This window comes from Mesorhizobium sp. M1406 (assembly GCF_040317555.1).
In the GTDB taxonomy this organism is placed as follows: domain Bacteria; phylum Pseudomonadota; class Alphaproteobacteria; order Rhizobiales; family Rhizobiaceae; genus Mesorhizobium.
This window is the reverse complement of record NZ_JAMYKW010000031.1, coordinates 29,225-42,952: the sequence shown is the minus strand read 5'-3', so window position 1 is coordinate 42,952 and position 13,728 is coordinate 29,225. Positions and strand designations below refer to the sequence as shown.

Below are 13,728 nucleotides of genomic sequence, written 5' to 3'. Positions count from 1 at the left end.
TTGAGTAGCTTGTGCGACCCCGAGGGTCACCTGGAATACGCAGGGAGGCGGCTTTTATTTAGCCTTGCGTCCAATTACGAATTCGATTCAATCCAGTCTGGAGCAAAAGCTCCGCGTCCTCCCGATTTTCGGCTTCGACGTAGCACCGCATTTCCGGGGCATTTCCGGATGGTCGCAAATGCAAGACACGCTTATCCGCGAGAGTGATACGAAGTCCGTCAACATCGCTAACCTTGCTTACCACTCCAATCGACCCGACGAAGGCGGCGATGTTAGTTTCCGCTGTACGAAGGTATGTCATGAGGCGAGTGCTGCTTTCGACGGAAAAATTTTCCAAGCGATCCGCCGCCGCCGCCGGCAATTGAAAGGAACTGCCAATCTCCGACAGTGGCTGCCCACTTGTATTAACAAGGGAAAGTGCCGCCAGGATGGGGAGAAAACTGTCGCGTGTAGGTAGCGCTGGCAGTTTAGTTCCGTTCGGGTCAAAGTCCGTGCCGGTCAACAAACCACCGTTTGCTTCGAAACCAACCACGCGCTCGTGACCCGACGCAACCAAATCGAGCATGGCAGCAATAACAAATGGCGATCCAACCTTGGTACGCACGACTTTAAAAGAACCTGCGGTCTCGATACCAGAGTTTGATGTGACCGGCGTGACGACTGCCTTCGCTTGCAGGAAGTTCGCCGTAATCAGGCCTAACAAATCACCGCGAAGGGGGTCTCCGTGGTCGTCAGCTACCAGTGGGCGGTCACCATCGCCATCTGCCGAGACGACCGCATCAAGCCGATGCTCTTTGGCCCAGAGCTTGAACTGTTGAGCAGTCTCGTCAGAGACCGCTTCAGTGTCGACAGGAATGAAAACTTCCGAACGTCCCAGGGTTACGACCGTCGCACAGTGATATGAGAGAATGTCAACCAAGAGATCGCGCGCGACTGTGCTGTGCTGATATACGCCCACCGTTAAGCCCTTTAGAGCATTAATCTCCATAAGCTTTCGATTGCGCGCCATGAACAAGGCCTTGCATTCGGCCTCCCGGTGCTGCCGACGTGCAACAGCACCTTCAAGGACGTATCCGCGCTTCTCCAACTGCAAGGCGATGCGCGTTATCTCCCGCTCATCACCTTTGTCGATCTCACCGTCGGGTCGATAGAATTTTATTCCATTACGGTCGGCCGGAATGTGCGAGCCTGTGATCATCAAACAACCACTCTTACGCGCCTGAGCATACAGTGCCAGGGCAGGGGTGGGGACTGCGCCGCAATCGACCACGATGAAGCCGAGCGCGGACAGCGCCGCCGCACAGACGGCGGCGATGGCCGGACTCGAGGCGCGAAAGTCGCGCCCTATGAGTATCTCGTCGCCAATTCTGGCCAGGCCGGATTCCAACAGGAATGTCGCGAATGCCGTTGCATATAGGGCAGAGGCGGCTCCTGCCAATTCTGTCGCTAGGCCCCGTAATCCACTTGTTCCGAAATTCATACCTAGTCCGACGTTGCTGACCGTGTTTTTACTCAAACCTTGGCCTGTTCGGAATGCCTACCGACAAATGCCTGCGATAAAAACAGAAGTACATCTCGTTACCATTGACGGGTTCGGTTCTCGACGGCTACGCTTTTGTGAGGATTGATGCGGTCGGCGTCAGCAAGGGCAGCGCACCGTGACATTCACGGCGACGATTCGGGCGGATGGCGCTGAGGTCCGGCAGGGCCTCCTCGCCGCTGCCTCACATGAATGCTCGCCAATCGAGTTGTCTCCGTCCCAATTCATGCTCTGGGTCGCAAAAGCGCCACAGGCCTGAGATGCAGCAAATCCTCATTGTCTATCGCCGTTCGGTGTAGCTGCCGTTCAGAAATGCATGATAGGCACTCTCGATGCCTTCCATGAGACTGATCTTTGCCGCCCATCCCAAAGTGCGCAGCTTGTCGACGCTCATCAGCTTTCGCGGTGTGCCGTCGGGTTTAGAGTTATCATGCACGATCTCCCCAGTAAATCCGACTACACCGCAGATCATTCTGGTCAGCTCTAGGATCGTGATGTCCTGTCCGTAGCCGAGATTGACGTGGTCATGGCCAGAGTAGTTCTTCAGAAGGAAGACTAATGCGTCGGCGCAGTCGTCCACGTGCATGAATTCCCGGCGTGGTGTGCCCGTGCCCCAGATGGTGATTTGCTTATCACTTATGAGCTTAGCTTCATGCGCTTTCCGGATCAGCGCTGGAATGACGTGGCCTGACTGCAAGTCATAATTGTCACCTGGCCCGTAGAGATTCGTCGGCATAGCCGAGATGTAGTCGCGGCCATATTGCTGACGATAGGCTTGAGCCAGTTTGATGCCGGTGATCTTGGCGACGGCGTACCATTCGTTGGTTCGCTCTAGTGGCCCGGTCAAGAGCGCGTTCTCAGGAATCGGCTGGGGTGCCATCTTCGGATAGATGCAAGACGAGCCGAGGAAGAGGACGCGGTCGACATTGTTATCGTGGGCTGCCGCGAAGATATTGGACTCGATCACCAGATTGTCGTAAAGAAAGTCGACCGGATAGGTAGAGTTCGCGAGAATACCGCCTACCTTTGCCGCCGCCATGACAATAGCGTCCGGTTTCGTCACTGCCACGAAGTTCTCGACCTCAGTCTGTCGCTTGAGATCTAGCTCTTCCCGAGGGGCGGCCACAACTTTGCAGTGTTCAGACGCGAGGCGGCGTACAACAGCGCTGCCTACCATACCTTTGTGGCCCGCGACCCACACGGTTTTTCCCTTCAGATCATACATTACGCTTCCTTCATTATTACCGATGTCTGCATGACCTTTAGGTCTTCCCGGACCATTTCCGCGGCAAGCTCGCGCACGGATGTCTCATGCACCCAACCGAGCTTCTCCTTCGCCTTGGTAGCGTCACCCAGGAGAAGATCGACTTCCGTGGGGCGGAAGTAGCGTGGGTCTACTTGGACTAGGCATCTGCCGGTCTCTACATCATAGCCCTTTTCGTCGACTCCCTGGCCACGCCATTCGATCTCGACGCCGACATCTTCGAAGACCCACTCGACGAATTGGCGGACAGGGGTCGTTTTACCCGTAGCCAGCACGTAATCATCCGGTTGATCCTGCTGCATCATCATCCACATACCTCGCACGTACTCACGCGCATGGCCCCAATCGCGTTGAGCATCGAGATTGCCGAGATAAAGCTTGTCCTGCTTGCCCAGGTAGATAGCAGCGGCAGCGCGTGTGATCTTGCGCGTCACAAAAGTTTCGCCACGAAGGGGGCTTTCGTGATTAAAAAGAATGCCGTTGGAAGCGTGCATACCATAGCCCTCGCGATAATTGACGACCATCCAGTAGGCGTAGAGCTTGGCGGCGGCGTAAGGGCTGCGCGGATAAAAGGGCGTCGTTTCGTTCTGCGGTACGGACTGCACGAGGCCGTATAGCTCTGAAGTCGAGGCTTGATAGAAGCGGGTCTTGTCCGTCAGACCGAGGAGGCGAATCGCCTCAAGAAGTCGCAATGTACCGATACCGTCCGCGTTCGCTGTGTACTCAGGTGTTTCGAACGACACCTGGACATGGCTCTGAGCAGCCAAGTTGTAAATTTCATCTGGCTGAGATTCCTGAACCACGCGGATGAGGTTAGTCGAATCAGTGAGATCACCGTAATGCAAGACTAGGCGCGGATCGGATTCGTGCGGGTCTTGGTAGAGGTCTTCGATACGACCCGTGTTGAAGGAAGAGGAACGTCGCTTAATCCCATGAACGACGTAGCCTTTTTTGAGAAGAAGACGGGCAAGATAGGCACCATCCTGTCCAGTTATGCCCGTAATAAGAGCAACTTTCCTGCTATCACCCATTCTATTCCTGCTCTATTAAAGTTTTAAAGTTTCGGCTTCGGCTCGCCACGCCGACACAATGTGCGGCCCGCCCCGTGCTCTATGGAGCACTTCGACAGATGCGGCGCGCGGCTCGTCATTGACAGTCCGCCAGCCGAGCACACCTGCTCTTGCTTGGAGTCACAGCAAAATAGAGTTGCGCCGCTAACCTGACGGATTCGTACATGCGGTCAGAGTGCCGCTCAGCTCACGCCGTGAGCGACTGTACTCCAAGCACCTTGCAGCTGATTTGCTCATCTATCAGCGAGTGAGGACGCCTTTCTTTCTTGCTTCAGCGTCTTCTAATGGGAATTGTTTGGATCAGTGAAATCGATTGTTTGGATAAAGTGCATCCACAGAATGGATGGTCTGACCGAGCAGCGAGAGCGCATCGCCGGCCCGGAGTCGGAGGCGCGAGCTTCCGTTCGGGGCGAGGACAAAGTTCGTGGCCCCGAGCCCTCACCACAGCATCCGGCACAGGTCGTGCAGAACTTTGGGAGCCGACTGCAGATTCTGTCGATCAGCTGGCTCCAGGCGCGTCGAGCCGTCGACCTCATCTCGCCCGGTACCGGTTGCTGTATGCAGCCTTGCACCTTGGCGTACGGCGTCGACGGAATGATTTGCTTCGGCAGGCAGTGTCGCAGCGTTTCCCGGCTGTTTCGGCTCTATTGGCCGGGCCCGCGTCAGCCGAGCCCTTCATCATGGCATCCAACACATGGATGGCCGGCATCCACTCAATAGATTTTACATATGCCGCGGAGGCCCAGTAGAGAAGGCTGAACCGGAAGCGAGGGCATCGGCTTCAAGCTGTGCGAGCGTCACGGGATTAGTGGGCAGTGCTGAGTGAGCTCTTCTGCCCTATGGCCCGGCCTCTGCCAAGCGCCCGGCGTCAGGGTCTACGTGTCGACTAAGGATACCAAACCGGGCAACCTCCTCTCTGAACGAGATTTCCGAAAATGCATGTTAGTGGATTGGAAAAGCGCCGGTTCGTCGTCTCTCGGAGGCGTACGGGGTTCGGTGATTGTCTGTGGTCATTGGCGGCCGCTTGGCGCTACGCGCAGCGGTCGGGACGAACTCTAGTCATCGACTGGCGGGGGGCCTGCTACCTCGACCAACCCTTCACAAATGCGTTTCCGGTGTTCTTCCAGCCGATCAATGACATCGCTGGCGTGCCGGCTATTTCCGACGACCGGATCAACGACCTTTCCTTCCCTGGTCCATTCTTCCCGGAGTGGTGGAACAGGCCGGCGATCGAGTGCCTTTACCGGCCAGATGAGCAGATTTTCCAAGAGCGCGATGAGTTGGGCGAGCTCTTTCAGGCCGAACACGATGTCGAAGCGAACACAGTAGTGTGTGACGCTTGTCTGATGTGGCGGTGCGATGAGGATGCAGAGCGGCAGGTGTTCCAGAGTGTCAAGCCTCGGCCAGAAATTCAAGCGCGCATAGATGCCATTTATCAGGAATGTTTTGAGGGGCACAGCATCATCGGGATTCATGTTCGGCACGGTAACGGTGAAGACATCATGGAGCATGCGCCCTACTGGGCCGATCCGGAGCTCGCCGTTCGGCAAGTGTGCGCTGCAATTGACAAGGCTAAGGCGTTACCGCACCCCAGGCCTGTGCGGCTGTTCTTATGCACGGACAGCGCGCGGATACTGGATCTTCTGTCGGCCAGGTTTCCCGATCTGCTCACTGTCCCGAAGCACTTCGGATCCAATCAAGGTGGCCCCTTACACACTGCAGCACTCGGGATTGACGGCGGAATTTCCGCCCTCGTTGAGATGTATCTTCTCGGGCGCTGCGATACCGTAATTCGGTTTCCCCCGACGAGCGCCTTTACACGATATGCACGCCTTTTCGCACCACGGGTAATTGAATTCGATCTGAAAGAGCCAAGTCGTTTGACTTTGATAGAAGGCAGCCAAGTCTCTGATCTCAGTTAAGACCCGCCACCTGCGCAATTCGGCAGACGCAACCAAAGGCATAGTTGAATGCGCATTTCTCACCGACGCCAGTGGAGGCGTCGTACATTACCGATAGCGTCGTCATCTGACGCCGCCTGCAACGCGCCAGAACTTCGCTGTTACGCGGGGGCCGCAGACAAGCCAGAGCGACGGCGATCGTGACGCTGACGCTCGAAAGAACGCGGGCGATCACTCCAGAGACGAAATTGAGGTTGGTTATGAAAGTCATTCCCGTGATCATCAGCGGCGGAGCCGGATCGCGGCTATGGCCCGCCTCAAGGCAATCGCACCCCAAACCTTTCCTCAAAGTGGCGGATGGATATTCTCTCATTCAGCAGACTGTGCTGCGCGCCGCTTCGATAGAAGGTGTCGTGGAACTCGTCGCTGTGACATCCGGGGACCACCTCTTCCTGACCAAGGACGAATTTGACGAACTGGATTCCGTGGTCCTGCCACGCACCTTTCTGCTCGAGCCCGAAGCTCGGGATACGGCCGCCGCCGTGGCTGCAGCCGCGATCCATGCGAGGGCAACGCAAGGCCCTGACGCGATCCTGTGCGTCTTCCCGGCCGATCACCTGATTAGCAACCTGCCTGCGTTTCTAGACGTCATGGGCCTGGCCATGGAACATGCGAAGCTCGGGCGGATCGCCACATTGGGCGTCACCCCAACCAGACCGGACACGGCATTCGGCTACATCGAAGCAGATGGTGAGAACGTCGTCCGTTTCGTTGAAAAACCGGATCTGGAGACAGCCAAAGCCTATGTCGCGTCTCAACGCTTCTTCTGGAACGCCGGCATCTTCTGCTTCAGTGCGCAAACCATGCTCGACGAGATGGTTTTGCATTGTCCCGAGGTGCTCCAGGCCGTCGCCGACAGCTATGAGAACGGCCGCGCCAGTCAATGCCAAGGCTATGCCAAAATCGAACTCGCGCCTGAGCATTTCGGTTCCGCGCCGCGAATCTCGCTCGACCACGCTGTCATGGAGAAGACTAACAGACTTGCCGTGATTCCCTGCGACATGGATTGGAACGACATCGGATCTTGGAACGCAATGGCCGATTTGATCGCCCCCGACGAAAGCGGGAACAGGATACGCGGCGATGTGCACATGGTCGACACGACCGGCACCTATGTGAGCTCCGACAAGCGCGTCATCGGCACGGTGGGCGTAAGCGATCTGGTGATCGTGGATTCCCCGGACGCTTTGCTTGTCACATCCCGCGACCGCGTTCAGGACGTTAAGAAGCTCTTCGAGGGCCTCAAGGCTTCGGGACATGAAGCTCATCTGGTCCATAGCACGGTACACCGGCCCTGGGGTACCTATACGGTTCTGGAGGAAGGCGAGCGCTTCAAGATCAAACGCATCGAGGTGAAGCCCGGTCGCCAGTTGAGCCTGCAGATGCACTATCATCGTTCGGAGCACTGGGTCGTGGTCAGCGGCTCCGCCAAAATCGTCAATGGCGAGCAGGAGTTGTTCCTGGGGACAAACGAATCTACTTACATCCCCTGCGGCCATAAGCATCGGCTCGAGAACCCAGGCAGAATTGACCTGGTTATCATTGAAGTGCAGAGCGGCGATTATCTCGCCGAGGATGATATCGTTCGCTTCGACGACGAATATGGTCGAACGTAGATAACAGTACAAAAAACGTTAAACGGCGAGCCGTCGCTCAAGGATCTCTGTCGTGGGTTCTGGGCCTAACATTGACAAAGCAGCGGGCCGAGCGTGTCATAGTATCCGCCCCGCACTCTCATCAGGCAATCGATCGTGGTCAAAAACATCGGCGAGCGCTTGACAGCGCGCCGTCCGCGGTAACGAAGACTTCAGATCTTTTTAGGCGGACCCGTTGCTCAGCTGTTCAGCGGCACAGCCGTATTTCAGCCTGTAGGCGGCAACGAAATCCTCATCGCTGCAGATGCAGCGGCCGCTGGAATCTTTGGCTTTCGGATCATGGAGGTGAGAACCAAGGGCGCGCAGTAGATTCACGCGAGTGCTGGTCGTCGGACTCATCGGAAAACCCGCACTATGCTTGACCAGGTCTGTGGCAAGCATGATCCCGGCAAGCGCTGATTGAAAGGCCATCGGAACCACAGTTCGAACGAGACGACTTCCATCGCTAAGCTGGAACACTAGGCCGCCGCAGATAACCTGCTGATAAAAGGAACGGAGGGGCTGGCCAACAAACGCGGCGAGCGGCTCAAACGGCACAGCCATCGCCGTAGCCACCCGAGCTACGAACTCATTGGGGACTCCGGTATTGGTCTGAAGGAGCGCTTTTACCTCCTCGTGTGCTTCCGGCATTCCGAGTTCCTCCGCGACCAGTTGGTGTTCGTCCTTGGATTTCCCGGTCGGCATGTACATGCAGCAAAGGCAAGCCTGGCCGTCATCGAAACCATGCCGCGAGATGCCTAGATCTTGCTCCTGAGTCCAGGCGTTCGCGATCCATCGGGGCAGAGCACCTTGGACAGCTAGACGGTCGGCGGCGGTGTCAAGCGCCACACCCACTCGGTCGAATACCCAGTCGCCCCGGCGCGCAACATATTCTGCCCACTTCATAGGGTGCGCCTCGACCTCAAGGGCGGTGGACCGAAGGGCGTGGGTTGCTAGGGCCGCCTTAGAGAGGCCGACCTCCGCCTGACCTGCCAACACGTAGCGCTGCAGGTTTGAGAGTTCGATAGCTTCGTGATCAACTACATGCAGGCGCCCCGACAGACCGGATTGCCTCGCCAGCGCCCAGAGCGAGCCATGGCCTATCGCGCCGAGCCCAACGAGGTGCGTTTCGCCAAGGTCGACAGGGAAATTTAAGGGGCTGGAATCGCCGGCGTTGCTCTTGTTGTACGTGCATAAAGAGAGGTCGATGTTCTCGTCCAGCTCGGCGCCGGTCAGCTGGGAAGCAAAGATGGTTCGAAAGACGTTGGCCGCGGCGAAGCAGCTTGCGGCGCCAGCTCCATAGGGCAGCAAGCTCGAGCCAGAGCCCACCGGGTCCGTACACGACAGCTTTGCCGCCCAACCCTGCGATCCCATGAAAAAGGTTGGGCACCGAAGTGATGGGTGCACCGCGCCTGCAGCTACACAGACCGTCGCATACTTGCCGGAACGCCGGATGCTGATTTTTGGATTGATCGACTTTGCCAAGCGCTCGAGCGCTTGGGCTTGAGAGCTCGCGGCCATATCCAGCGGGAGTATGGCCAGAACCGGATACAGTCTGGCAAGCAACCTGACCGTAAGGTCAAGCGTCGCCTGGCCCTCGGTACACGAAGCGGCTTGGCTGTCGAAGGCCACAGCCACGACCTGCTTTTCGAGGGCTGCTTTGAAGTCGCATAGATGAAAGTCGGCCAGCACCTGAGAAGCTGCCGTGGCGGCGCGGTCGATGAAGTTAGCGAGTGCCATCGTTCAACCCGTTATCGCGATCATCCGCCTGAGTGCCGCGGATGGGACCTCATTCCAGTTCGCCTTCGCGTCAAGTCGATAGGCGGCGACCCGAGCAAGATCGAAAGGCTCGCGGGCGAAATTGGGCACCACCAGCGACAGACACCCAACCGTGGTAGCGACCGCGTAGGCGTCGTCGGTCGTCGAATGGTAGGCTCGGCCCGGATGGCTATGGATCTGGGCGAAGAGTTTAAGGCTGCTCTTGTAGAGCCAGACATTGAGCCGGTGTAGTTCTTCGGCCGGAACTATCACGCAAACGCCGTCGCCCGTCCGAATGTGACGCTGTGCCGGGATAACGGTCTCTGTTACGCCAAAGTGTTGGTCTTGCTGAACGCCGACCCAGAGCGCCATCCCCTCATGGCCCTGTCGCCCAACTGAGCGCAGGTGCGCCTGGACACTTGAAAGACAGTCTCGGGGAAGAGCGACTGTCCCGACATCCTTGAGCTCGGTCATTCTGGAATGGCGGGTAGGGGTGCTATCATGGCTCCCACTGAGATTTGGAACTGATACTGAAGCTGCTCCACGGGACCGGTCCCGTACGTGATGATCTTGTCCAGGATGAAGGCCAAACAGCCTTCGCCAGAACCCCGGTGGAGAAGCCATGAATCACCTGAATGGGCTGGATTGTCGTGGTATTCCCGGACGCCTGACATGCACAGGAATGGCGTGTGTTCCGCACTGTTGGCCTGGATGAAGTCCGACAGCGACAGAGCGTTCTGCTGCATGAGGACCAAAATCATATCCGGTGGGGTTCCGGGTAGATGCGGTCGTCTCAGCATCCTGAGCAGCAAATCTTTCCGGGCAATCGGCCGGCGTATAAAGGGGTCTACGAAGACCACCGACGGAGGTCGGAGGTCGTAATTGGAGAAGTCGATCTCGACAGCTGCACCGATGATCTGTGGCTTTATCTTCGGCGGTACGAAGATGAAGAAGGCCGTCGGGAAGCTCGCCTCGATCAGGAAACAACCCTGAGCCCGGTAAATACCTGCTTGTGTTTGGAACCAGCCGATCTGACGATCGAACTTCGCTCGGGACACCTCCGGGTCAACAGTTTGGAGTTCAGGCACCTGCGACGCCCGCCTTCAGGCTGAGGAACAGGGTCACAGTGGTCGCGAAACCGAAATCGTCAACTTTTTTGTCGACGTCGAGCAAGGTGCCGGCCTCGTCCTTGAATTCCCAATTCTCGGCCGGTTGGGCGACGTTCTGCGTATTTTCAAGCGCTTTGGTGCGGACGACGTGAAGCGGCTGGTTGGGATTGGCTTCGACCTGTGTGGGCTGGCCGTTCACCACCACCGTCATCTCGATCTTCCCGGGGCCGCCGCCGTGATTTTCGCCCTTGCCCGAATCCTTCGACATTGTCCTACTCCTGTGGCTTACCAACGGGCCCAAGCCGCCAGTGCAGACCTGCTGGTGAGCGGGCTGGCGGTCCTCAATCGTCCACTCGGCGCCACGGACCGCGAGTACGCGAAAGACAAGGGATAACATCGAATCGATGCTGTCTCCTTTTATGGGGACTTGTGGGGCAAGTAAACGGCCGAAACTGCTCTTCACAACTATAATCGATTAGAGCATCGGCAAAATACCGGCCCCCACCTATTCATGAACACGGCGCAGCTTGCTCATTCCGCTGGCCGCGTGCAACTCGGGCACTTGGTGATTCAGTTGGCAACATGCAAATGGACCCATGCCGCCAGTATCCAACGTGGAAGTCGGCAATACCCCCGCAAGTTGTCCCTGCTCCTTTGGAATAACGCGCCTGGGGTTGGGCCCGCTCTCGCGACGTCGCCTAGGCGCTCGCTCGCGAGATCGGCTCGCGGGTGCAGATCGCGGGCGCTCGCGCTGCGCACGTGCTTGGCCTCTGCACCCAAGTTCCGGCCAGGAGCACTTGCCTTACCGATGGCCCTTCCCGCCGCGTTGTGCTCGGCAAGGGGGTTGTGGATCTGCGTCACGCCTCCCCGAAGCATCTGATCGCCCCGGGCAGCGCCGCTGGCACCGTCGTGCAGGCTCTGCGCCACCTGGGTCCAATGCGTGCGCATGACGTCGCGCAGGTGGCCGCGCGCCAGCCATCGGTGAGCGACAAGAAAGCACTTGTCGCTGGCGCCATTCGGGCACCCGCATGGATGCGGCCACGCTCGTCGCCATCGCCAACAACGCAGTGGGTGCCCTGGTTGAATAAGGTTGCCCTCTTGCCGGCACACGAACGCTCCGCGCTGTTCGGCGAAACGGGCGCGACCCGCGGCGTTGGCAATACTATCTTAGAGAAGGACTTCTGGGTCTGCGGGACTTTGAGACGACTCTTCGAGGTGCCAAAGGAGGACGCCCACCTTGCTCTTCAAAAGCGGAACGTCCTTATCCAAAGCTTACGGCGCGATCGCAGATTCTCAGAGGACATAGATCTGTGGTTCGACCGCGCCGAGCTCGGCTATATCGGCGATCGTGATCCCGAGCGGGACGGGATCAGCAGAACAGGCCGGCAGGCTTGTCGAGGAGCTCGTCGGCGATGTCGAAATGCACGTCGCAGAGAAGCTGCTGCCGGCGCTGCGCGCAGCAATCGGCGGACATCTCGGCGAGCCGACGAAGGGCGAATGGTCCCTTAAGATCGACGCAGGCGATCTACAGACGATCAACTTTCATTATCCGACCGCGCCGGCCGCGGTAGAGTACGAAGGCATGGCCAACACCACTCCGAGGGTTCAGCTCGAGTTCGGCGCCCGTGGCGACCCATGGCCTACCGACAGAGACGACCCGTTCCTATGCGGCGGAAGATTTTCCAGATTTCTTCGAGAATCCGGATTCCACAGTCGGTTCGGCGGACTTTATGGGAAAGATAACCGCCCTCCATGCCGAGGCGCACAGGCCCGAGGAAACGCCGACGCCGCAATATCTCTCGCGGCATCACCACAACATAGCGATGCTGCTCGACACCGAAGATGGGAAGGGTGCGGCCTTGGACTTTGAGCTGCTCGAACAGGTAGCCAAGCACAAGGCGGTCTTTTTCCGCTCTAGCTGGGCGAGCTACGATACGGGGGTGGCCCGGGACGCTTCAGCTTGTGCCTTCCGAAATGCGACTGCGGACCTGCGCTCCGACCACCGTGGCATGCCGCCGATGATGTTCGATGAAAAGCCACTGTCGTTCGACAAAGTCGTTTCGCGTCTCCGGGAATTTCAAGAAACCATCAATGCCTCGTCGCCCGTTCTGCAGAAGCCGGACGAGTAATTCAAGTCCGAGCAGCGTACGGCCGAATACAGGGCCCGTTGTTCCAATCGGGGCAATCGGCCGGCACTGGCGGTGGCGTTATCGCGACAGGAACAGTTCTCGATCTTTTTACTTCGCCAACCACTGCTTGCGCCCGATTTCGGACGTTCAGGGTGCGGTCACGGAAGCCTAAAAGCAGACGTTTGTTCAGCGGGTTCCTAGAAATACGTAATGGCTTTTTTGATGACCCGTGTGATTTATTGTTGGGATTTCAAAGCCGCGGAACGGCCGGAGAAAGTGGATTCCCTCCGACCGTTGTAGTCGTAACACCTGGTTTGAAATTCCCGGTTCGTCGCAATAGTCCGAATGTCTTTAACGACATCCAGCTCACTTGCGACCACTGGGAGGCCGATTGCGCTGCTTGGTCGATCGTCTCGGCCACGACCTTCGGCTGAGTCATGAAGAGCGCGTGGCTTGCGGAGACTTTGGTGATTTTTGCGCGGATTCGCTCTGCCATGTGCAGGAGCATAGCCTGGTCGAATGCCTTGTCCTCGGTGGCGATAACAGCCCAGCATGGCTTCGACCGCCATGCCGCATTTTTGAGCTTGGTGCCAAAAGCCGACATGTTGATCGGGACCTGCGAGTCCCTCATGAAGGCCACGTCCCTTTCGCTAACGTCATGGGCAAAGCCGGATTTGAAGTTTTCAGATTTCACGTAGCCGAAACCGTCATCGGTCGTCTCGAGTACGAATTCGGTGGCCGGAGCAAACCCTTCATACTGCTGGGCAGTTGTTTGACCGGCCTCAGGCGACAGCGCCGAGACGTAAACGAGACTGGTGACTTTCGGGTCCATACCTGCTTCGGTGATGACGGTCCCGCCCCAGGAATGGGCGACGAGAACCGTTGGACCGTCCTGCCGGTCGAGAGCACGCTTGGTTGCTGCCACATCGTCCTCAAGCGAGGTCAACGGGTTCTGAACGATCGTGACGCGATAGCCACGCTGTGTGAGTTCGTCATAAACGCCGCGCCAGCCGGAACCGTCGACAAACGCCCCGTGCACCAGCACGACGTTTTTAACAGTCTGCGTGTCGGGGATGCGGTCGGCTGCCTGGGACGTGACGGTTGACGCGAGGCCTGCCGTCAGTGCGGTTACCGCCAAGAGGCTTTTCGTTGCGGTTTTCATTGCAAGTTCCTTTTCAGTTTTGGGAGATGAGCGATTGTTTGGTCCGGTTCTAAGGACTTCACCTCCGCCGGTCGCGTACGCCCTCACCAAACGCACGCAGA

General features: G+C 57.8%; 10 protein-coding genes and 2 pseudogenes. 4 read left to right on the top strand and 8 right to left on the bottom strand.

All coding sequences use genetic code 11. The annotated features are described in order from the left end of the window. Positions 1 to 58 precede the first annotated feature (58 nt). The 3 genes from NKH03_RS22705 to gmd form a co-directional block, all read right to left on the bottom strand. The gene (locus NKH03_RS22705) at positions 59 to 1,480 is read right to left on the bottom strand and encodes a phosphomannomutase (protein WP_352722644.1); all 1,422 of its coding nucleotides are present in this window, start codon (positions 1,478 to 1,480) and stop codon (positions 59 to 61) included. A 340-nt stretch (positions 1,481 to 1,820) separates the two neighbouring features. Further along, complete coding sequence (gene fcl, locus NKH03_RS22700) at positions 1,821 to 2,765, bottom strand: GDP-L-fucose synthase (RefSeq protein WP_352722645.1); 945 nt, start codon at positions 2,763 to 2,765, stop codon at positions 1,821 to 1,823. Then, on the bottom strand, positions 2,765 to 3,835 hold the full coding sequence (gene gmd / locus NKH03_RS22695; protein ID WP_023783754.1) for a GDP-mannose 4,6-dehydratase: 1,071 nt from the start codon (positions 3,833 to 3,835) through the stop codon (positions 2,765 to 2,767). The genes fcl and gmd overlap by 1 nt, the downstream gene beginning before the upstream one ends. Positions 3,836 to 4,809: 974 nt before the next feature. Between gmd and NKH03_RS22690 the strand changes: the two genes are divergently transcribed. Together NKH03_RS22690 and NKH03_RS22685 are read left to right on the top strand one after the other, a co-directional pair. Further along, the gene (locus NKH03_RS22690; protein WP_352722646.1) at positions 4,810 to 5,796 is read left to right on the top strand and encodes a nodulation protein NodZ; all 987 of its coding nucleotides are present in this window, start codon (positions 4,810 to 4,812) and stop codon (positions 5,794 to 5,796) included. Between the two features lie 239 nt (positions 5,797 to 6,035). Beyond that, on the top strand, positions 6,036 to 7,451 hold the full coding sequence (locus tag NKH03_RS22685) for a mannose-1-phosphate guanylyltransferase/mannose-6-phosphate isomerase (RefSeq protein ID WP_352582454.1): 1,416 nt from the start codon (positions 6,036 to 6,038) through the stop codon (positions 7,449 to 7,451). Between the two features lie 201 nt (positions 7,452 to 7,652). On the opposite strand, the gene NKH03_RS22680 is transcribed toward NKH03_RS22685, so the two are convergent. The 4 genes from NKH03_RS22680 to NKH03_RS22665 all read right to left on the bottom strand — a co-directional run bounded on the left by NKH03_RS22680 (position 7,653) and on the right by NKH03_RS22665 (position 10,604). Continuing rightward, complete coding sequence (locus NKH03_RS22680; RefSeq protein ID WP_352722647.1) at positions 7,653 to 9,209, bottom strand: E2 ligase fold family C protein; 1,557 nt, start codon at positions 9,207 to 9,209, stop codon at positions 7,653 to 7,655. A gap of 3 nt (positions 9,210 to 9,212) precedes the next feature. Further along, positions 9,213 to 9,599, bottom strand: a complete 387-nt coding sequence (locus tag NKH03_RS22675) for a hypothetical protein (protein ID WP_352582408.1) — start codon at positions 9,597 to 9,599, stop codon at positions 9,213 to 9,215. A 98-nt stretch (positions 9,600 to 9,697) separates the two neighbouring features. Then, the gene (locus NKH03_RS22670) at positions 9,698 to 10,315 is read right to left on the bottom strand and encodes a putative metal-binding protein (protein ID WP_352582406.1); all 618 of its coding nucleotides are present in this window, start codon (positions 10,313 to 10,315) and stop codon (positions 9,698 to 9,700) included. Beyond that, positions 10,308 to 10,604, bottom strand: a complete 297-nt coding sequence (locus NKH03_RS22665; protein WP_352722649.1) for a DUF2604 domain-containing protein — start codon at positions 10,602 to 10,604, stop codon at positions 10,308 to 10,310. Before NKH03_RS22665 ends, NKH03_RS22670 begins: the two co-directional genes overlap by 8 nt. 434 nt (positions 10,605 to 11,038) lie before the next feature. Between NKH03_RS22665 and NKH03_RS22660 the strand changes: the two are divergent. Both NKH03_RS22660 and NKH03_RS22655 read left to right on the top strand, forming a co-directional pair. Beyond that, positions 11,039 to 11,424: pseudogene (locus NKH03_RS22660) on the top strand (DUF6088 family protein); the annotation flags it as partial. A 537-nt stretch (positions 11,425 to 11,961) separates the two neighbouring features. Continuing rightward, positions 11,962 to 12,465 (top strand): hypothetical protein, encoded by a 504-nt coding sequence (locus NKH03_RS22655; RefSeq protein ID WP_352722650.1) that lies wholly within the window; start codon positions 11,962 to 11,964, stop codon positions 12,463 to 12,465. A 370-nt stretch (positions 12,466 to 12,835) separates the two neighbouring features. Here NKH03_RS22655 and NKH03_RS22650 read toward each other — a convergent pair. Further along, a pseudogene (locus NKH03_RS22650) lies at positions 12,836 to 13,627 on the bottom strand (alpha/beta fold hydrolase); the annotation flags it as partial. Positions 13,628 to 13,728: the final 101 nt, after the last annotated feature.

Coding starts and splice junctions, on each gene's coding strand:
- NKH03_RS22705 (WP_352722644.1), bottom strand. CDS start 1,480: ATGAATTTCGGAACAAGTGGATTACGGGGCCTAGCGACAGAATTGGCA.
- fcl (WP_352722645.1), bottom strand. CDS start 2,765: ATGTATGATCTGAAGGGAAAAACCGTGTGGGTCGCGGGCCACAAAGGT.
- gmd (WP_023783754.1), bottom strand. CDS start 3,835: ATGGGTGATAGCAGGAAAGTTGCTCTTATTACGGGCATAACTGGACAG.
- NKH03_RS22690 (WP_352722646.1), top strand. CDS start 4,810: ATGCATGTTAGTGGATTGGAAAAGCGCCGGTTCGTCGTCTCTCGGAGG.
- NKH03_RS22685 (WP_352582454.1), top strand. CDS start 6,036: ATGAAAGTCATTCCCGTGATCATCAGCGGCGGAGCCGGATCGCGGCTA.
- NKH03_RS22680 (WP_352722647.1), bottom strand. CDS start 9,209: ATGGCACTCGCTAACTTCATCGACCGCGCCGCCACGGCAGCTTCTCAG.
- NKH03_RS22675 (WP_352582408.1), bottom strand. CDS start 9,599: ATGGCGCTCTGGGTCGGCGTTCAGCAAGACCAACACTTTGGCGTAACA.
- NKH03_RS22665 (WP_352722649.1), bottom strand. CDS start 10,604: ATGTCGAAGGATTCGGGCAAGGGCGAAAATCACGGCGGCGGCCCCGGG.